The sequence below is a fragment of the Pseudomonas sp. Leaf59 genome (assembly GCF_920984685.1).
GTDB lineage: Bacteria > Pseudomonadota > Gammaproteobacteria > Pseudomonadales > Pseudomonadaceae > Aquipseudomonas.
On sequence record NZ_CAKLBR010000006.1, the window covers coordinates 98,671 to 117,908 of the forward strand.

16 protein-coding genes and 1 riboswitch are annotated in these 19,238 nt (G+C 62.8%); of the genes, 10 read left to right on the plus strand and 6 right to left on the minus strand.

Going from position 1 to position 19,238, the window contains the following annotated elements; genetic code table 11:
* The first annotated feature begins 126 nt into the window (after positions 1-126).
* From msbA to LUB09_RS08820, 3 genes are all read left to right on the plus strand, one after another.
* On the plus strand, positions 127-1,932 hold the full coding sequence (gene msbA, locus LUB09_RS08810; RefSeq protein ID WP_231422370.1) for a lipid A export permease/ATP-binding protein MsbA: 1,806 nt from the start codon (positions 127-129) through the stop codon (positions 1,930-1,932).
* A gap of 141 nt (positions 1,933-2,073) precedes the next feature.
* A complete protein-coding gene (gene hldE, locus LUB09_RS08815; protein ID WP_060548475.1) occupies positions 2,074-3,498 on the plus strand; it encodes a bifunctional D-glycero-beta-D-manno-heptose-7-phosphate kinase/D-glycero-beta-D-manno-heptose 1-phosphate adenylyltransferase HldE in 1,425 nt (474 codons plus the stop codon).
* Positions 3,491-4,420 (plus strand): NAD-dependent epimerase/dehydratase family protein, encoded by a 930-nt coding sequence (locus LUB09_RS08820; RefSeq protein WP_231422371.1) that lies wholly within the window; start codon positions 3,491-3,493, stop codon positions 4,418-4,420. Before hldE ends, LUB09_RS08820 begins: the two co-directional genes overlap by 8 nt.
* 221 nt (positions 4,421-4,641) lie before the next feature.
* On the opposite strand, the gene LUB09_RS08825 is transcribed toward LUB09_RS08820, so the two are convergent.
* Genes LUB09_RS08825 through LUB09_RS08840 form a run of 4 tightly spaced genes read right to left on the minus strand, consistent with a single transcriptional unit; the run spans position 4,642 to position 8,009 of the window.
* A complete protein-coding gene (locus LUB09_RS08825) occupies positions 4,642-5,592 on the minus strand; it encodes a metal ABC transporter ATPase (RefSeq protein WP_209987817.1) in 951 nt (316 codons plus the stop codon).
* A 41-nt stretch (positions 5,593-5,633) separates the two neighbouring features.
* A complete protein-coding gene (locus tag LUB09_RS08830) occupies positions 5,634-6,446 on the minus strand; it encodes an aldo/keto reductase (protein ID WP_231422372.1) in 813 nt (270 codons plus the stop codon).
* Positions 6,443-7,618, minus strand: coding sequence for an NAD(P)/FAD-dependent oxidoreductase (locus LUB09_RS08835; RefSeq protein ID WP_231422373.1), 1,176 nt, complete (start codon positions 7,616-7,618; stop codon positions 6,443-6,445). The genes LUB09_RS08830 and LUB09_RS08835 overlap by 4 nt, the downstream gene beginning before the upstream one ends.
* Positions 7,619-7,673: 55 nt before the next feature.
* A complete protein-coding gene (locus LUB09_RS08840) occupies positions 7,674-8,009 on the minus strand; it encodes a DMT family transporter (RefSeq protein ID WP_003188013.1) in 336 nt (111 codons plus the stop codon).
* 80 nt (positions 8,010-8,089) lie between these two features.
* On the opposite strand from LUB09_RS08840, the gene waaA reads away from it, so the two are divergent.
* On the plus strand, positions 8,090-9,364 hold the full coding sequence (gene waaA, locus LUB09_RS08845) for a lipid IV(A) 3-deoxy-D-manno-octulosonic acid transferase (RefSeq protein ID WP_231422374.1): 1,275 nt from the start codon (positions 8,090-8,092) through the stop codon (positions 9,362-9,364).
* A gap of 990 nt (positions 9,365-10,354) precedes the next feature.
* Here the strand turns inward: waaA and LUB09_RS08850 are convergent.
* Positions 10,355-11,794 (minus strand): TolC family outer membrane protein, encoded by a 1,440-nt coding sequence (locus tag LUB09_RS08850; protein WP_209987831.1) that lies wholly within the window; start codon positions 11,792-11,794, stop codon positions 10,355-10,357.
* A gap of 195 nt (positions 11,795-11,989) precedes the next feature.
* A riboswitch (TPP riboswitch) is annotated at positions 11,990-12,095 on the plus strand.
* 148 nt (positions 12,096-12,243) lie between these two features.
* Between LUB09_RS08850 and thiC the strand changes: the two genes are divergently transcribed.
* Positions 12,244-14,148, plus strand: a complete 1,905-nt coding sequence (gene thiC / locus LUB09_RS08855) for a phosphomethylpyrimidine synthase ThiC (protein WP_209987833.1) — start codon at positions 12,244-12,246, stop codon at positions 14,146-14,148.
* Between the two features lie 139 nt (positions 14,149-14,287).
* Positions 14,288-15,577: a putative hydroxymethylpyrimidine transporter CytX gene (gene cytX / locus LUB09_RS08860; RefSeq protein WP_231422375.1), complete on the plus strand. Its 1,290-nt coding sequence runs from the start codon at positions 14,288-14,290 to the stop codon at positions 15,575-15,577.
* Here cytX and LUB09_RS08865 read toward each other — a convergent pair.
* Positions 15,546-16,292 (minus strand): RsiV family protein, encoded by a 747-nt coding sequence (locus tag LUB09_RS08865; protein WP_231422376.1) that lies wholly within the window; start codon positions 16,290-16,292, stop codon positions 15,546-15,548. The genes cytX and LUB09_RS08865 overlap by 32 nt on opposite strands.
* A gap of 193 nt (positions 16,293-16,485) precedes the next feature.
* Between LUB09_RS08865 and LUB09_RS08870 the strand changes: the two genes are divergently transcribed.
* From LUB09_RS08870 to LUB09_RS08885, 4 genes are all read left to right on the plus strand, one after another.
* Positions 16,486-17,103: an NUDIX domain-containing protein gene (locus tag LUB09_RS08870; RefSeq protein ID WP_003236285.1), complete on the plus strand. Its 618-nt coding sequence runs from the start codon at positions 16,486-16,488 to the stop codon at positions 17,101-17,103.
* Complete coding sequence (locus LUB09_RS08875; protein ID WP_003171323.1) at positions 17,094-17,543, plus strand: DUF1249 domain-containing protein; 450 nt, start codon at positions 17,094-17,096, stop codon at positions 17,541-17,543. The genes LUB09_RS08870 and LUB09_RS08875 overlap by 10 nt, the downstream gene beginning before the upstream one ends.
* Before the next feature lie 59 nt (positions 17,544-17,602).
* Complete coding sequence (cpdA, locus tag LUB09_RS08880; protein WP_231422377.1) at positions 17,603-18,415, plus strand: 3',5'-cyclic-AMP phosphodiesterase; 813 nt, start codon at positions 17,603-17,605, stop codon at positions 18,413-18,415.
* Between the two features lie 182 nt (positions 18,416-18,597).
* The gene (locus tag LUB09_RS08885; RefSeq protein WP_231422378.1) at positions 18,598-19,206 is read left to right on the plus strand and encodes a YqiA/YcfP family alpha/beta fold hydrolase; all 609 of its coding nucleotides are present in this window, start codon (positions 18,598-18,600) and stop codon (positions 19,204-19,206) included.
* Positions 19,207-19,238: the final 32 nt, after the last annotated feature.

Below are 19,238 nucleotides of genomic sequence, written 5' to 3' on the forward strand. Positions count from 1 at the left end.
ACCATCGTAAAGCAGGCGTTATTGGTTGTCGTCGGCAGCAAGCGCGGGCGCGCGGGTCATGCCGGGTGCAAGTACAACAGAGAAGCTGTGCTAAAGTCAGCCTCCTTTTTCAAAACGCCGCGTGTTATGACCGATTCCAGTCCGAGCGCAAGCCCTTCGAGCTTGAAAATATACTTCCGTCTACTCAGCTACGTCAGGCCCTACGCGGGGCTGTTTGCACTGAGTATCCTCGGATTTCTGATTTTCGCGTCGACCCAGCCGATGCTGGGGTACATCCTCAAGTACTTCGTCGACGGCCTGTCCAACCCCGAAGCGGTGCTGTTCCCCAGCGTGCCGTTCCTGCGCGACCTGCAGCTGCTGCAGGCCGTGCCGCTGCTGATCATCCTGATCGCGGCATGGCAGGGCCTGGGTTCGTTCCTGGGTAACTACCTGCTGGCCAAGGTGTCCCTGGGCCTGGTCCACGACCTGCGGGTGCAGTTGTTCAACAACCTGCTGACCCTGCCCAACCGTTATTTCGACAACCACAACTCGGGGCACCTGATTTCCCGCATCACCTTCAACGTGACCATGGTCACGGGGGCGGCCACCGATGCGATCAAGGTGGTGATCCGCGAAGGCATGACGGTGATCTTCCTGTTCGCCTCGCTGCTGTACATGAACTGGCGCCTGACGCTGGTGATGATCGCCATTCTTCCGCTGATTGCGGTGATGGTCAGCACGGCCAGCAAGAAATTTCGCAAGCAGAGCAAGAAAATCCAGGTGGCCATGGGCGACGTCACCCATGTGGCCTCGGAAACCATTCAGGGCTACCGCGTGGTGCGCAGCTTCGGCGGCGAGGTCTACGAGGAGAAGCGTTTCCTCAAGGCCAGCCAGAGCAATACCGACAAGCAGTTGCGCATGACCCGCACGGGCGCCATCTACACCCCGACCCTGCAACTGGTGATCTACACGGCCATGGCCGTGCTGATGTTTCTGGTGCTGTACCTGCGTGGCGATGCATCGGCGGGTGACATGGTGGCCTACATCACCCTCGCCGGCCTGTTGCCCAAGCCGATTCGCCAACTGTCGGAAGTCAGCTCCACCATCCAGAAGGGTGTGGCGGGTGCCGAGAGCATTTTCGAGCAACTGGACGAAGACGTCGAAATCGACCACGGCACCATCGAGCGTGACAAGGTCAGCGGTCGTCTGGAAGTGCGCAACCTGAACTTCACCTACCCCGGCACCGAACGCCATGTGCTCAAGGACATCAGCTTTACCGCCGAGCCTGGGCAAATGATCGCCCTGGTGGGCCGTTCGGGCAGCGGCAAGTCGACCCTGGCCAGCCTGATCCCGCGTTTCTATCACCACGAAAGCGGCGAGATCCTGCTCGACGGCGTGGAGATCGAAGACTACAAGCTGCTCAACCTGCGCAAGCACATCGCGCAGGTCACCCAGCATGTGACCCTGTTCAGCGACACCGTGACCAACAACATTGCCTATGGCGACCTGGCCGGCGCGCCGAGGGCCGATGTCGAAGCGGCGGCGACCGATGCCAATGCCAAGGACTTCATCGACCAGTTGCCCAAGGGCTTCGACACCCAGGTCGGTGAAAACGGCGTGCTGCTGTCCGGCGGCCAACGCCAGCGCCTGGCGATTGCCCGGGCGCTGCTGAAGAATTCGCCGCTGCTGATTCTCGACGAGGCCACCTCGGCCCTCGACACCGAGTCCGAGCGCCACATTCAGGCGGCGCTGGACAAGGTCATGCAAGGCCGCACCACCCTGGTGATCGCGCACCGCCTGTCCACCATCGAGAAGGCCGACCTGATCCTGGTGATGGACGATGGCCGTATTGTCGAGCGTGGTACCCACGGCGAGCTGCTGGCGCAGAACGGTTACTACGCCCGCCTGCATGCCATGGGCCTGGATGCCCCGGTGTCGGCCGACATCACCTGATTCGATGGGGGCACACAGGGCGTCTGTGTGAGGCTTGTTGTGGGAGGGGGCCCCCTCCCACATTTGCTTGCGGTGCTCCACAAGCCTTCTATAACCCTGTGCTAATATCGCGCCCCTGTTCATTTTGTAGTGGGTTGCTCCATGAAGTTGTCCATGCCGCGATTCGATCAAGCCCCAGTCTTGGTAGTCGGCGATGTCATGCTCGACCGTTACTGGCATGGCGGAACCTCACGGATTTCCCCTGAGGCGCCAGTGCCGGTCGTCAAGGTCGAGCAAATCGAAGACCGTCCGGGCGGCGCTGCCAACGTTGCCCTCAATATTGCCGCCCTCGGCGCCCCGGCCTCCCTGGTAGGCGTGACCGGCGACGATGAAGCCGCCGACAGCCTGGCCAACAGCCTGCGCGGTGCCGGAGTGCGTGCGCTGTTCCAGCGGATTGCCCATCAGCCGACCACCGTCAAGCTGCGCGTGATGAGCCGTCACCAGCAATTGCTGCGTATCGATTTCGAAGAACCCTTCGCCACCGACGCCCTGGCCCTGAGCGGTCAGGTCGAGGCGCTGCTCGAAGGCATCAAGGTGCTGGTGCTTTCCGACTACGGCAAAGGCGCGTTGCAGAACCATCAGATGCTGATCCAGGCCGCCAAGGCCAGGGGTATCCCGGTGTTGGCCGACCCCAAGGGCAAGGACTTCTCGATCTATCGAGGCGCCAGCCTGATCACGCCGAACCTCAGCGAGTTCGAAGCCATCGTTGGCGGATGCGTCGACGAACACGACCTGGTGACCAAAGGCGCAGCGCTGATGGCCGACCTCGACCTGGGTGCCTTGCTGGTGACCCGTGGCGAGCACGGCATGACCCTGCTGCGCCCCCACCATCCGGCCATGCACTTGCCGGCGCGGGCCCGTGAGGTCTTCGACGTCACCGGCGCGGGCGACACCGTGATTTCCACCCTGGCGGCCTCCATTGCCGCCGGCGAAGAACTGCCCCACGCGGTGGCCCTGGCCAATCTGGCGGCCGGCATCGTCGTCGGCAAACTGGGTACCGCGGCGATCAGCGCACCTGAGCTGCGCCGTGCGATCCAGCGCTCCGAAGGCTCCGAGCGTGGCGTGCTGACCATCGAACAATTGCTGCTGGCCATCGACGATGCGCGCGCGCACAACGAAAGCATTGTGTTCACCAACGGCTGTTTCGACATTTTGCATGCCGGTCACGTGACCTACCTCGAGCAGGCGCGCGCCCAGGGCGATCGTCTGATCGTCGCGGTGAACGACGATGCCTCGGTCAGCCGTCTCAAAGGGCCGGGCCGACCGATCAATAGCGTCGACCGACGCATGGCCGTACTGGCCGGGCTGGGCGCGGTGGACTGGGTGATCAGCTTCTCCGAAGGCACACCGGAAAACCTGCTGGCGCAGGTCAAGCCGGACGTGCTGGTCAAGGGCGGCGACTATTCGGTCGATCAGGTCGTGGGCGCCGATATCGTCAGTGCCTATGGTGGCAAGGTCAAAGTGCTGGGCCTGGTCGAGAACAGCTCGACCACCGCCATTGTCGAGAAGATCCGCAGCCATGAGTGACGCGTGCGTACTGATTACCGGGGGCGCGGGTTTTATTGGCTCGCACCTGGTCGATGCGTTGCTCGCCAAGGGTTACTCGGTGCGGGTGCTGGATGACCTGTCCACCGGTAAGCGCAGTAATCTGCCGCTGCACAACCCACGGGTGCAACTGCTGGAAGGCGATGTGGCCGATGCCAAACAGGTGGCCCAGGCCGCCGTTGGCGTGAGCGCCGTGGTGCACCTGGCCGCGGTGGCCTCGGTGCAGGCTTCGGTGGACGACCCGGTGGGCACGCACCAGAGCAATTTCGTCGGCACGCTGAATGTCTGCGAAGCCATGCGCAAGGCCGGGGTGAAGCGCGTGGTATTTGCCTCCAGCGCGGCGGTGTACGGCAACAATGGCGAGGGTGCTTCGATTGACGAAGAGACCACCAAGGCGCCGCTGACGCCCTATGCCTCGGACAAACTGGCCGGTGAACATTACTTTGACTTCTACCGCCGCCAGCATGGCCTGGAGCCGGTGATCTTCCGCTTCTTCAATGTCTTCGGGCCGCGCCAGGATCCGTCATCGCCGTACTCCGGGGTGATCAGCATCTTCAGCGAACGCGTACAAACGGGCACACCGATTGCCGTGTTTGGCGATGGCGAGCAAACCCGCGACTTCATGTACGTGGAAGACTTGGTGGATGTGCTGGTGCAGGCCATCGAAGCGCCGCAAGCGCCGTTGGGTGCGATCAATGTGGGGTGGAACCGCACCACCACGCTCAAGCAGGTATTGCAGGCGCTTGAGCAAGTGGTGGGCACGTTGCCGACGATCACCTACGGCCCGGCGCGCTCCGGGGACATTCGCCATTCGCGAGCCAATAACCAACGGTTGCTGGCCAGCTTCAAGCTGCCCAAACCGACCCCGCTCAAGGTGGGCCTGGAGCGCTTGCTCAACGTCTGACCGCAATCCCTGTGGCCAGCGGGCTTGTTGTGGCGAGCGGGCGTGCCCCGCGTTGGGGTGCGAAGCGCCCCCAATCCAGCAAAACGCGGAGTACCTGATACGGCTCAGCGCCTGGTTTTGGGGCTGCTGCGCAGCCCAACGCAGGACAAGCCTGCTCGCCACAGAGGCTTCAGTTTGCTGGGCGAGAGTGCCAAGTCGAAGAACTGGCGGGGGCTCCCACCTTATTTTTTCTTCGGCACCATCTTGCGCAGTACGCGCTTGGCCAGGCGTTTGAGTTTGGATTCCTTTTCCGGCTCTGCCAGGCCTTGCTGGCGCAGCCAGTCCTTCCAGCGAATCCGCTCGTCGCGTACCAGCCAGCCGTCCTGCTGGGCGAAGCTTTCCGCCAGGTACAGGCCCCGCGTGCTGGCCGGGTACAACTGGTCTTTCTTCAACGTATAGAGCTCGGCCAATGGCTGGCCGTCCTTGAGCGGCATCAGGTACAGATCCGGGCGCTGGCGGTCCAGGCGCGCGACCAGTTGATCGCCTTCCAGCCGCTCATCCACATGGAACAGGCTCAGGGACTTGGCCTCCCTGGGCACTTCCAGGCGCAGGTCGTAGATCAATTGCAGCGAGGCCGTGGGCAAGTGCACATAGGCCCGGGGGCGCTCGATCAACTGCATGGTCGCGCAGCGCACCGGACGGGCCGCGCCGGACAGCGGGCTCAAGCGAAACGGCAGCGCTTCGCGGTAGTGCAGGGCGGCGGAGTAGGGCGCCGGCAGCCAGGTGTCGTTGAAGCGTCCGCCAAGCCAGCCTTCCGGTGTTTCCAGCAGGCATTCCTCGGCGATTTCCTGGATGGCGGTGTGCAGCGGCAGGTTCAGTTCGTGGGCAGGCACGTAGCCGGAGATCAGCTTGAGCACTACATCGCCACGGTCCTGGCGGCGCTGGCGCACGAGCACCCAGTAGTCCTTGTTTTGCCAGTGCAACGTCAGGCGTACCGACACGCCCAGATTGGCCAGCTCCAGGGCGAAACGCTCGGGGTCGGCCACCTCCACCGGCTTGCGCCGTTGCAGGGTCTGCGCAAAGTTGAGCGGCATGCCGACGCTCTGGTAGCTCAGGCCTTCGGGGCTGGCTTCGACGTGCAGGGGTAGGGTCTTGAAGTTACTCGGGTTTTTTCTTATGAGCGTTCGCGGCATGTCGGCTCCTTCTTGCGACGGGGTCGGCCGCGTCGGCGGCATCAGAGTTGACGAATGACCTGGGCAGCGGTCGCCACGTTATGGGCCAGGTGCAGCGGATTAATGGTCCCGACAATAGCACTGGCGACGCCCGTTTGCGCAAACAACAACATGAAACTGGCACGAATTGGATCCATTCCAGGGTCAAGGCACACATGGCCGCTGGCCAGGGCTTTTTTCACCAGAATGCCCTTGCCGTGGGCCGCCGCATAATCAATGACGGCTTTCTCCGATTGTTCGTTCAGATTGTAAGTGACCATCGCGCAGTCCCCCTGTTCAAGGGCCCTGATGCCACCTTCGACGGTTTTGCCGGAGAAGCCGAAACCGCGAATCTTGCCCTCTTTTTTCAGCGCGGCCAGGGCCTCATACACTTCGCAGTCGTTGAGAATGTGCAAGTCATTGCCGTCGGAATGCACCAACACCAGGTCGATAAAATCCGTTTCAAGGCGTTTCAAACTGCGCTCGATGGACAGCCGTGTGTGGGCGGCGCTGAAGTCGTGGCGGGAAACGCCGTTCTCGAACTCTTCGCCAACCTTGCTCACGATCACCCAGTCCTTGCGCTGATCACGCAGCAGCGGCCCCAGGCGCTCCTCGCTCAAACCATAGGCCGGCGCGGTGTCGATCAGGTTAATGCCCAACTGGCGCGCCTGGCGCAACAACATCCGCGCCTCCTCGTCATTGGGGATATGGAAGCCGTTGGGGTACTTCACGCCCTGGTCGCGGCCGAGTTTGACGGTGCCCAGGCCCAGCGGCGAGACCAGCAGGCCGGTGCTGCCGAGGGGGCGGTGCAGGTCGTGCAGGGTTGGCAGGCTCATGGCAACAGGTGCTCCCAGGCAGGTACGCCGATGGCAGGTTTCGGCAGGGCGGGCAGCGGCTCGCCGCCGGCAGGGCGGATGCCGTCACGTTCGAGGCTGTTGATTACGCGATCGGCAAAGTCCGGCGCCAGCGCCAGTTTGGTCGGCCAGCCCACCAGCAGCCGACCCTCTTCGGCGAGGAAGGCATTGTCGGGGCGCACCAGGCCGGACTGCAGCGGTTCGGCGCGGTCGACGCGCAGGGTGGCCCACTGGGTCTGGCTCATGTCGATCCACGGCAGCAGTTGCGCCAGCTCTTTTTGCGCGGTGGCGATCTGTTCCTGTGGGGTGCGCGTCACGCCGTCGGCCTCGGCGATGTCGCCGCCCATGTACCACACCCAACTGCCATCGGCGGCCGGGTGGGTGGTGATGGTGATGCGCGGCTTGGTGCCGCCGCCCAGGCAGTGGGCGTACAGCGGCTTGAGGCCGGGGCCCTTGGCGATGATCATGTGCAGCGGGCGTTTTTGCATGGCCGGTGTGCTCAGGCCCAGGGCCTTCAGCAGCTCGGCGGTACCGCCGCCGGCGCTCAACACGATGCGCTGGGCGCGGATCTCACGGCCATCCACCGTCAGACCCACCAGCGTATTGCCCTCGCGCAGCGGCTCTATCCGTTGCCCGGCGAGCAGCCCGTCACCGGCCAGTTGCGCCAGGCGTTCGATCAGGCTGGGCACGTCGACGACCAGTTCCGCCAGGCGATAGACCTTGCCCTTGAAGCGGCGGTCCTGCAGGGCTGGCGGCAGCTCGTCGCCCTTGACCTGATCGACCCGGCCGCGCACGGCCTTGCTCGCGAAAAAGCTGGTGAGGTTGCCGGCCAGGGTGCCGGGAGACCACAGGTAGTGGGCCTCGGAGAGCAGGCGCACGCCGGACAAATCGAGCTCGCCGCTGCCGGCCAGGGCTTCGCGCCAGCGGCGTGGCATGTCGGCAATCGCCTCGGAGGCGCCGGTCAGCGCGCCGTGCAGCGCATATTTCGCACCACCGTGAATGATCCCCTGGGATTTCACACTCTGCCCGCCGCCCAGGGTGGCGCTTTCCACCACCACCGTGGAAAAACCCTGGCGGCGCAGGCGCGCATTCAGCCAGAGGCCGGCAACCCCGGCGCCGACAATCAGGACGTCGGTGGAAATATCGGATGGCATGGGCGACCTCAGTGTTCAAGACAAGGGGCGCAGTATACAGGCTGTAGCGTGGCGGTCAGTGCCCGGCGGTTTTCGAGAACAGCTGGATCACTACCACGCCCAGCACAATCAAGCCCATCCCCAGCATCGCCGGTACATCGAGTTTCTGCCCGTAGATGAACAACGCCGCGATACTCACCATCACAATGCCCATCCCGGCCCACACGGCATACGCCACGCCCACCGGCACCGTGCGTACCACCAGGGTCAGCATCCAGAACGCCACGCCATACCCCACGATCACCAGCAGCAGGGGGATCGGCGTACTCCAGCCCTTGATGGCTTTCATGGACACGGTGGCGATCACTTCCGAGCAGATGGCGATGGCCAGGTAGTAGTAGGCGGCATTCATGGGGAGTCCTCGGCGTGCGGCGGTATCAGGATGGGCATTCTATAGGCTCACTATTGAAAAAGCCGATAAACTCCGCCGCCATGAATAGAACTCTCTACAGCTGTCTGTTTTACCTGGCGCTGCCGTTGGTGGCTTTACGTCTGTGGCTGCGTGCACGCAAGGCTCCGGCCTATGCAAAGCGCGTGGGCGAGCGGTTTTCCCTTGGCTTGCCGGCGATGCAGCCCGGCGGGATCTGGGTGCATGCGGTGTCGGTGGGCGAAAGCATTGCCGCCGCGCCGATGGTGCGTGGGCTGCTGGAGCGTTATCCGCAGTTGCCGATCACGGTCACCTGCATGACACCGACCGGTTCCGAGCGTATCCAGGCGCTGTTCGCCAACGAGCCGCGCATCCAGCATTGCTACCTGCCCTATGACGTGCCGTGCGCGGCAAAGCGCTTTCTCGATCGCGTGCAGCCCAGGCTTGCGGTCATTATGGAAACCGAATTGTGGCCCAACCATATCCACGCCTGCGCCCAGCGAGGCATTCCGGTGGCGTTGGCCAATGCGCGATTGTCGGCGCGCTCGGCCAAGGGCTACGCGCGGTTTGCCAAGCTCACCGCGCCGATGCTGTCGCAGATGAGCCTGTTGGCCGTGCAGACGCAAACCGAAGCCGAGCGCTTCCGAAGCCTCGGCGCGCGAGCGGACACGGTGGAGGTGACCGGCTCGATCAAGTTCGACCTGACCATCGACCCGCAATTACCGGTACGCGCCGCGGCCCTGCGTGAGCAATGGGGTGCCGCGCAGCGCCCGGTATGGATCGCCGCCAGCACCCACGAAGGCGAGGATGCGGTGGTGCTCGCGGCTCATCGTCAACTGCTCGGCAGCTATCCCAATGCGTTGTTGATTCTGGTGCCGCGCCATCAGGAACGCTTCGGTCCGATGTTCGAGCTGTGCGAGCAACAGGGCTTTGCCACGGTGCGCCGTTCCAGCGGCGAACCCGTCACGGCGCAAACCGCCGTATTGCTTGGCGATACCATGGGCGAGTTGCTGTTTCTGTATGCATTGGCCGACAGCGCCTTTGTCGGCGGCAGCCTGGTAGCGACCGGTGGGCATAACCCGCTCGAGCCGGCGGCGCTGGGGTTGCCGGTGATCATGGGGCCGCACCTGTTCAACTTTCTGGAGATCACCGCAATGATGCGCGAGGCCGGGGCGTTGCGTGAGGTGGATGATGCTGACGGATTGGCTGAGGCGGTACGCCAGCTGTTCGAACTGCCGCAGGATGCCCGTCGCATGGCGCAGGCGGGGCTCGAAGTGATGCAGGCCAATCAGGGCGCGTTGCAGCGGCTGCTGGACGGCCTTGGTCGACTGATCAACTGACACAGCACCGATAAAACTGTGGCAGGGGGCTCGCTCGCGAATGCGATTTTTCGGTGTACATATCCGTTTCTGCGGTAACGGCGACTTAGGGTTCCGCCCTTACGGCGGCTTACTTTTGGAAAGACCCAAAAGTAAGCAAAAGGTCTTTGCCCTGCGTTCGGCCAGCGTGTTTGACGGGGCGCCTCAGATCAAAAGCAAAAGCGCGGCGGCCTTATAGCCGATCGGTGTAGGGAGTGCGAACTCGGTTAAATGTGGGAGCTGGCTTTGGGGCTGCTGCGCAGCCCAACGCAGGACAAGCCTGCTCGCCACAGGGAATCTGCGCTTAGCTGAACGGCATTGGGGCAAGCCCTAATGCCGTTCAGTAAGGAAAATGTGTGGGCTTATTGTGGCGAGCGGGCTTGCCCCGCGTCGGGGTGCGAAGCGCCCCCAATCGAGCAAAACGCGGTGTACCTGATACGGCTCAGCGCCTGGCTTTGGGGCTGCTGCGCAGACCAACGCAGGACAAGCCTGCTCGCCACAGGGAATCTGCGCTTAGCTGAACGGCATTGGGGCAAGCCCTAATGCCGTTCAGTTAAGGAAAATGTGTGGGCTTATTGTGGCGAGCGGGCTTGCCCCGCGTCGGGGTGCGAAGCGCCCCCAATCGAGCAAAACGCGGTGTATCTGATACGGCTCAGCGCCTGGCTTTGGGGCTGCTGCGCAGCCCAACGCAGGACAAGCCTGCTCGCCACAGGGAATCTGCGCTTAGCTGAACGGCATTGGGGCAAGCCCTAATGCCGTTCAGTTAAGGAAAATGTGTGGGCTTATTGTGGCGAGCGGGCTTGCCCCGCGTTGGGGTGCGAAGCGCCCCCCATCGAGCAAAACGCGGTGTACCTGATAGGGCTCAGCGCCTGGCTTTGGGGCTGCTGCGCAGCCCAACGCAGGACAAGCCTGCTCGCCACAGGGAATCTGCGCTTAGCTGAACGGCATTGGGGCAAGCCCCCTCTCACATGTTCAGTTACCGGGCCGGGCCTTGAGCTGTTCGGCGGCGGCTTTAGCGAGGTCCGGTGGCAGGAAATCGCGGTCCGGGTTGTAGTCGGCCTTGAGGTAGCGCGTCAGCTCCTGCAGGTCACCCGGGTTCAAGGTGCCCGCGGCCTGCTTCAGGCGCAGGTTGTCGAGAATGTAGTCATAGCGGCTGTTGTTGTAGTTGCGCACCGACGCGTAGAGCTGGCGCTGCGAGTCCAGCACGTCGACGATGTTGCGCGTCCCCACCTGGTAACCGATTTCCGTGGCCTCCACCGCGCTCTGGTTGGAGATGATCGACTGTCGGCGCGCCTGCACCTGTTCCACATCGGTGTTCACCGCGCGGTGCAGGTTGCGTGTGTTTTCCACCACCTGGCGGCGCAGGCCCTCGCGCTGTTGCTCGGACTGGTCCAGGCGCGAATAGGATTCGCGCACCTGCGAGCTGGTAAGGCCGCCGCTGTAGAGCGGAATGTTCAGGCGCAGGCCGACGGTGCGTTGGGACACATCGCCGCCGTAAGGAATCGGCAATTGGTTCGGATTGCCGAAGCCCAACGCGTCGTTGTCACCCTTTTCGTACTGCGCCACCGCGTCGAGCGTGGGTAAGTGGCCGGCCTTGCGCTGGCGCAGGGTTTCTTCGGCGGCAGTGACGGCGTAGTTGCTGGCCAGCAGGTTGAGGTTCTGACGGCCGGCAGTTTCGACCCAGGCCTTGGCGTCGTTCGGCATCGGCGGCAGCACCGGCAGGCTGTGGACGATGCCCTGGATTGCGTTGTACTGGCGGTTGGTCAGGGTGATCAGCGCTTCGAAGGCGTCGTCGACCTGGCGCTGGGCGAGGATGCGGTTGGCGCGGGCCGTGTCGTAGCTGGCCTGGGATTGCAGCACGTCGGTCTTGTCCGACAGGCCCACGTCGAAGCGTTCGTTGGACTGGTCCAGCTGACGCCTGAAGGCGTTTTCTTCGGCCTTGGTCGAGGCCAGGTTGTCCTGGGCGCGCAGCACCGCAAAGTAGCTTTCGGCACTTTGCAGGATCAGGTTCTGCTCGGTCGCCGAGAGTTGCAGCGAGGCCTGCTCGTTGACCGCATGGGCGGCCTGCAGCTGGAACCAGCGGTCGGCGCGAAACAGTGGCTGGCTCAGGGTCGCGCGCCAGGAGTGGGCGTCGCGGTTGACGGTGGCCGCCGGCTGGTCGAGCTGGGTGCGCACATTATTGCTGTCGGCACCGGCCGAGAGGTTGGGCAGCAAGCCGGCGCGGGCCTGGGGCACCACTTCCTTTTGCGCGCCATATTGGGCGCGGGCGGCGGCCAGGTCGGCGTTGTTGTTCACCGCCTCCTGGTAGACGCTGACCAGATCGGTGTTGACGGACAAGGGCGCTTCAGCTGCCCAGACCCATCCATTGGTCGCACAAGACACGGCAAGGGCCAGTGAGAGTTTGCGCAGCATGAGGCGATCCCTGAATAAATATTACGCTGATAATTAATCGCCCAAGGCTACGGTGGCGCTTGTAGAGCGTCAAGCCTTGAGGCCGCTCTGGAGTGTAGTGGCGCGACCTCGGCACAACAATCCTGCAATCACGCCATTCATCACGCTTGATCCACCGTTATTGGCAATTTGCCCACGCCATGGTCTAGACTGGCCGCGTTCTTGTCGGGGTGCCTTGTTGGAAGGCTGAGATCGGTAAATACCGGATCCCGTTGAACCTGATCAGGTTAACGCCTGCGTAGGGAACAAGATTTCTCGTCACCCGGCGAGTCCTCTTGTGCTTCGTCCGGGATGCTGTTCGACCATCGAACGCCCTCGTGCACAAAGCACAGCACTGCTATCAGTGCGTCCATCCGTCCCAGGTTCGCTCCGACAACAATCCACCGCCTGGATAAGTTGGAGAGCCTGTGATGAGCACTGAACTAAAAAGCCAAAAATCAAAAAATACTGTGCACCTGAGTGAATCGGCCAAGGTCGACTCCGGCTCCGTGCAGCCGTTTACCCGCTCGCAGAAGATTTACGTGCAGGGCTCGCGCCCCGATATCCGCGTGCCCATGCGCCAGATCAGCCTGGACGTGACGCCCACCGAATTCGGCGGCGAAATCAACGCGCCGGTGGTGGTCTACGACACGTCCGGCCCTTACACCGACCCCACTGTCATTATCGACGTGCGCAAAGGCCTGGCCGATGTGCGCTCGCCGTGGATCGAAGAACGCGGCGACACCGAGCGCCTGAGCTGCCTGAGCTCCCGCTACGGCCAGGAACGCCTGGATAACCCGGACCTCGCCTACCTGCGCTTCGCCCACCTGCAGAACCCGCGCCGCGCCAAGGCCGGCGCCAACGTCAGCCAGATGCACTACGCGCGCAAGGGCATCATCACGCCGGAGATGGAATACGTCGCCATCCGCGAAAACATGAAGCTCGAAGAAGCCCGCGCCGCCGGCCTGCTCAAGCAGCAGCACGCCGGGCACAGCTTTGGCGCGAGCATTCCGAAGATCATTACCCCTGAGTTCGTGCGCGAGGAAATCGCCCGCGGCCGCGCGATCATCCCGGCCAACATCAACCACACCGAGCTGGAGCCGATGATTATCGGCCGTAACTTCCTGGTGAAGATCAACGGCAATATCGGCAACAGCGCCCTCGGCTCGTCCATCGAGGAAGAAGTGGCGAAGATGACCTGGGGCATTCGCTGGGGCTCGGACAACATCATGGATTTGTCCACCGGCAAGCACATTCACGAAACCCGCGAGTGGATCATCCGCAACTCGCCGGTGCCGATTGGCACTGTGCCGATCTACCAGGCCCTGGAAAAAGTCGACGGCATGGCCGAGGAGCTCACCTGGGAGCTGTTCCGCGACACCCTGATCGAACAGGCCGAGCAAGGCGTCGACTACTTCACCATCCACGCCGGTGTGCTGCTGCGCTACGTGCCGCTGACCGCCAACCGGGTTACCGGCATCGTCAGCCGGGGCGGGGCGATCATGGCCAAGTGGTGCCTGGCGCACCACAAGGAAAACTTCGCCTACACGCACTTCGAAGAAATCTGCGAAATCATGAAGGCCTACGACGTCAGTTTCTCCCTGGGTGACGGCCTGCGCCCGGGTTCGGTGGCCGATGCCAACGATGCCGCGCAATTCGGCGAGCTGGAAACTCTCGGCGAGCTGACCAAGATCGCCTGGAAGCACGACGTGCAAACCATGATCGAAGGCCCCGGTCACGTGCCGATGCAGTTGATCAAGGAGAACATGGACAAACAGCTCGAGTGCTGCGACGAGGCGCCGTTCTACACCCTCGGCCCGCTGACCACCGACATTGCCCCGGGCTACGACCACATCACCTCCGGCATCGGCGCGGCGATGATCGGCTGGTTCGGCTGCGCCATGCTCTGCTACGTCACGCCCAAGGAACACCTGGGCTTGCCGAACAAGGATGACGTGAAAACCGGGATCATTACCTACAAGATCGCGGCGCATGCGGCGGATTTGGCCAAGGGCCATCCGGGCGCGCAGATTCGCGACAACGCCTTGAGCAAGGCGCGCTTCGAGTTCCGCTGGGAAGACCAGTTCAACCTCGGCCTGGACCCGGACACCGCGCGGGCCTTCCATGACGAGACCTTGCCCAAGGAGTCGGCCAAGGTCGCGCACTTCTGCTCGATGTGCGGGCCGAAGTTCTGCTCGATGAAGGTGACCCACGAAGTGCGCGAGTACGCGGCCAACCAGCGCATTGAAGCGGTGGATGTGGACGTGGCCAGAGGCTTGGCGGAGCAGGCGGAGCGGTTCAAGCAGGAAGGCAGTCAGCTGTATAAAAAGGTCTGATTCGGGATTTTAGTGATCTGTACCGGCCTCATCGGGAGCAAGCCCCCTCCCACAGTTGAAATGCATGCCAACTGTGGGAGGGGGCTTGCTCCCGATAACCCTCTTGAACACAACAAGTGCCTCTCAGAGACAATCTCCCTTGAACATTCAACCCAGCACCTATTCCCCCGACATCGCCGTGCCCGCCGACAAACGCGTCTTCGGCGCCCGCGACCTGTTCTCCCTGTGGTTCTCCCTCGGCATCGGCCTGATGGTCCTGCAGACCGGCGCGTTATTGGCGCCTGGCCTCGGTCTGGCGGGATCATTGCTGGCGATCTTCCTCGGCACCCTGGTCGGCGTGTTGCTGCTGGCTGCCGTCGGCGTGATCGGCAGCGACACCGGCCTGTCCGCCATGGCCGCGCTCAAACTCAGCCTCGGCAGCCGAGGCGCGAGCCTGCCGGCGCTGCTCAACCTGTTGCAGTTGATTGGCTGGGGCTCGTTCGAAATCATCGTGATGCGCGACGCCGCCAGCCTGCTGGGCACGCGGGCGTTCAGCGACGGCAGTGTGTTCGCCAGCCCGCTGCTGTGGACCCTGTTCTTCGGCGGCCTGGCGACGCTGCTGGCGGTGAGCGGCCCGCTGACCTTCGTGCGGCAGGTGCTGCGCAAGTGGGGCATCTGGCTGTTGCTCGCCGCCTGCCTGTGGCTGACCTGGAACCTGTTCGCCAGGGCCGACCTTGCCGCGCTCTGGACTCGGCCCGGTGATGGTTCGCTGCCGTTTGCGGTGGGCTTTGATATCGCCATTGCCATGCCGTTGTCGTGGCTGCCGTTGATTGCCGATTACTCACGCTTCGGCAAACGCGCGAAAAGCGTGTTCGGTGGTACGGCGCTGGGGTTCTTTATCGGGAATGTCTGGCTGATGAGCCTGGGCGTGGCCTACACCCTGGCGTTTGCGCCGAGCGGTGAGGTCAATGCATTGCTGTTGGCGTTGGCCGGAGCGGGTCTTGGCATTCCGCTGCTGCTGATCCTGTTGGACGAGTCGGAAAACGCGTTCGCCGATATTCACTCGGCGGCGGTGTCCAGCGCGATGCTGGTGCGTTTGAAGGTCGAGCACCTGGCGCTGGCTATTGGGGTGGTCTGCACCTTGATTGCCTGCGTTGCGCCGTTGGCCCAGTACCAGAACTTCCTGCTGCTGATCGGTTCGGTGTTTGCGCCGCTGTTTGGCGTGGTGCTGGTGGATCACTTCATCCTGCGCCGTCGCGGCCAGGGAGCGGTCGTTGGGCTGCGTTGGCCGGCATTGGTGGCCTGGCTGGGGGGCATTGCCACATACCACTTGCTGGCCAACCTGTATCCGGACATCGGCGCAACCCTGCCGGCGCTGGTGCTGGCAGGGATGTTGCAATTTGTCCTGGTTCGAGCCTTCAGCGGCGTGCGGGCACCAGCTCAGGCTTGAGGATGCCTTCCAGGCGCGAGTAGGGGATCTGCAACTCGACGTGGCCCAGGGCGTACGGCGCGATGGTGCTGGTGGGGTACTTGAGGATCACACCGCCATAGGTCAGCGCCACGTTCGGGGTTTTCTGGAAAGGGTATTTCTTCACGAACTCCGGCTCCAGGCTCAGGCGCGTGCTGATCAGCCAGCTGTTGTGCGCCACCTGGGCGGCTTTCCAGAAGGCCTCTTCCTTGCCGGGCAACAGCATATCGGTGAGCGAGAGGGCCTTTTGCTGCTGGCGCGAATAGTTGATGAAGGCACGGCCGGGTTCGCCGTGGGTGGCTCCCTGGTCCAGGTAGCTGGACAGTTCGATGATCACTAAGCCGTCATGCTGCTCGCGTACCTTGGCCTGCAAGTACATGCTGTTGCGTGGGGCGGCGGTCTTCAGGAATTGTTCGCGGTAGGTGTCCAGGCTGGTCGGCAGCGGGTCGCTGGCGTTGGTTTGAGTCATTTCCAGCAGGCGCTGTTCGATCAGTGCGTCCAGCTTGGGCTCTTTGGCAAAATGCACGGTGTCGATATTCACCAGCGGGCAATCGGCGCTGGTGCAACCCGGCTTGCTTTGCTCGCTGGTGTCGCGGGTGGCTTCCAGAGGTGTTTGCCACGCGGGCTGAAACAGGCTCTGGCAGGCGCCGAGGGTCAATGCGATACACGCCACGGAGGCGATTTTCAAGAGCGACATGTAAGGTCTTCTTCCGTCGATAAGAGCGAAATTCGTGGAGCTTCGACTACCGGCAAGGCAGTCAGTTCGCCACTAAGCTGATTAGAGTGAGTTTGACGCCAGCCGTCTATCCCGGCAACTGGAAAGGGGCTGCATCCGAGGGCAGGAGCGCGTTAGGATGGCGCCCATTGCGCAGGCTTATCGAGGATGGGACATGACGGACATTGCGAAATCGACGCCGAGCACAATCGAAATTGTTCAGCGCGACAATGCCTATAAAGGCTTCTACAAGCTCGACCGCGTGCAACTGCGCCACGAAAAATTCGATGGCGGCATGAGCCGAGTGATCAACCGCGAAGTGTTCGTGCGTCACGATGCTGTCTGCGTGCTGCCCTACGACCCGCAACGCGATGAAGTGGTGCTGATCGAGCAGTTTCGCGTCGGCGCCATGGGGCGTACCGATAACCCGTGGCTGGTGGAAATGGTTGCCGGGCTGATCGACAAGGACGAAGAACCGGAGGAGGTTGCACACCGCGAGGCCGAGGAGGAAGCTGGGCTGACGTTCTCCGCGCTGTGGCCGATCACCAAGTATTTCCCGTCGCCCGGTGGCAGTACCGAATTTGTGCACCTGTTCCTGGGTCGTTGCGACAGCGCGGGAGCCGGTGGCGTCCATGGACTGGAAGAAGAGGCAGAAGATATCCGCGTCACGGTGTGGGCATTCGAAGACGCCCTGCAAGCCGTGCGCGACGGCAGAATTTCCAACGCAGCCAGCATTATCGCCCTGCAGTGGCTCGCGCTGAACCGCGCGGAAGTGAGGGGGTTATGGCAGTAAAGGCACGGGAACGCTATCGCGTTGATCTGATCGGGTTGCAGGCGGCCTGCGAGGCCAACTATGCGCGGCTGATGCGCCTGCTTCCCGATATGCGCCACGCCCCCGAGGCGCGGCGCATCGGGGTGACCCATGGCGACCAGATGCTCGGCGTGCTGGCCCTGGAAGTCATCGTCAACTGCCCCTACACCACCACCTTGCGTGTGCGCCAGGAGCACAGCCTGCCGTGGCTGCCGGTGCCGCAGCTGGAGGTGCAGGTGTACCACGATGCGCGCATGGCCGAGGTGATCAGCGCCGAACATGCGCGGCGTTTTCGCAGCATCTATCCCTACCCGAATGTGTTCATGCACCAGCCCGATGAGAAAGCACAGCTCAATGTGTTCCTCGGCGAGTGGTTGAGCCATTGCCTGGCCCTGGGCCATGAGTTCGAAGTGGTGCGCTAGACCCCGCTTCAGCATAATCGCCACACCTATCCATGACTGTGATCGCCAGGGAGAGCGCCTTGCCCCGCGTACCCACTGTGAACCCTGACGCTGCCTTGCTGGTGCAGCTGTCCGACAGCCATCTGTTTGCCGAGAGCGATGGCACGCTGCTGGGCTTGAATACCCGTGACAGCCTGCATCGGGTGATCGCGCTCGTGCGCGAGCGGCAGCCCTGTGTCGATCTGGTGTTGGCCACGGGAGATTTGTCCCAGGACGGCACGCTGGCGTCGTATCAGCAATTTCGCGCTATGACCGCGCCGCTTGGCGCACCGACGCGCTGGATTCCAGGAAACCACGACGAACCACAGTTCATGACCCAGGCCGCCGTGAACAGTGACCTGCTGGAACCGGTGGTCGATGTCGGCAACTGGCGCATCACCCTGCTCGATTCCGCCGTGCCCGGCTCGGTGCCGGGCTACCTGGAGAACCAGCAACTGCAACTGCTGGCCCAGGCCTTGAGCGAAGCGCCTGATCAGCATCACCTGGTGTGTTTTCACCATCATCCGGTGCCCATTGGCTGCGCGTGGATGGAGCCCATTGGTTTGCGCAATCCGGAAGCGCTGTTTGCCGTGCTCGACCGCTTCCCCCAGGTGAGGGCGGTGCTGTGGGGGCATGTGCATCAGGAGATCGATCAAGTGCGCAACGGCGTGCGGCTCCTGGCATCGCCGTCCACCTGCATCCAGTTCACGCCGGGCAGCGAGGATTTTGCGGTCAGCGAACAGGCACCGGGTTATCGCTGGCTGTGCCTGCATGCCGACGGGCGGTTGGAGACCGGGGTGGAGCGTGTCACAGACTTTGCGTTTACTGTCGATTACGGCAGTAACGGTTATTAAAAGCTGCAAACACCAAACACATTGGGGGGGAGGGGGCTTGCTCCCGATAGCGCTGTATCAGTCGGCACCTGTACGCCCTGATGCAACGCCATCGGGAGCAAGCCCCCTCCCACATTCGATCCTCGTTTGCCCATATTCCCTGTAAACTGCGCCTCTTTGGCTGAGTCACGGAGAGCACCGGCATGTCCGCTTCGATCTTGTATATCCACGGTTTCAACAGCGCGCCGGTGTCCAACAAGGCCAGCCAGCTGAAAACCGTGATGGACAGCCTCGGCCTGACCGATCAGTTGCGGGTGCCGGCCCTGCATCACCACCCGCGCAAGGCGATTCCTCAATTGGAGGAGGCCATTGCCCAACTGGGGCGGCCACTGCTGGTCGGCAGCTCACTCGGCGGCTACTATGCAACCCATCTTGCCGAACGCCATGGCCTCAAGGCGCTGCTGGTCAACCCGGCGGTCAGCCCCCATCGGATGTTCGACGGTTACCTGGGCACCCAGAAGAACCTCTATACCGATGAAACCTGGGAGCTGACCCACGACCACGTCACGGCGCTGGCCGAACTGGAAGTGCCGGCGCCCCAGGAGGCTGCGCGTTATCAGGTGTGGTTGCAGACCGGGGATGAAACCCTGGATTATCGCCTCGCCCAGCAGTACTACCGGGCCTGCGCCCTGCGCATCCAGGCCGGCGGCGACCATGGTTACCAGGGCTTCGCCCGACAATTGCCGGCCTTGCTCAGCTTTGCCGGCATCGGTGCAGATCAGTATCAATCCTTCGATTTCAGCGCATTGTGAAATCCCAGGGTACTTTTTAATCGCAAGACTCT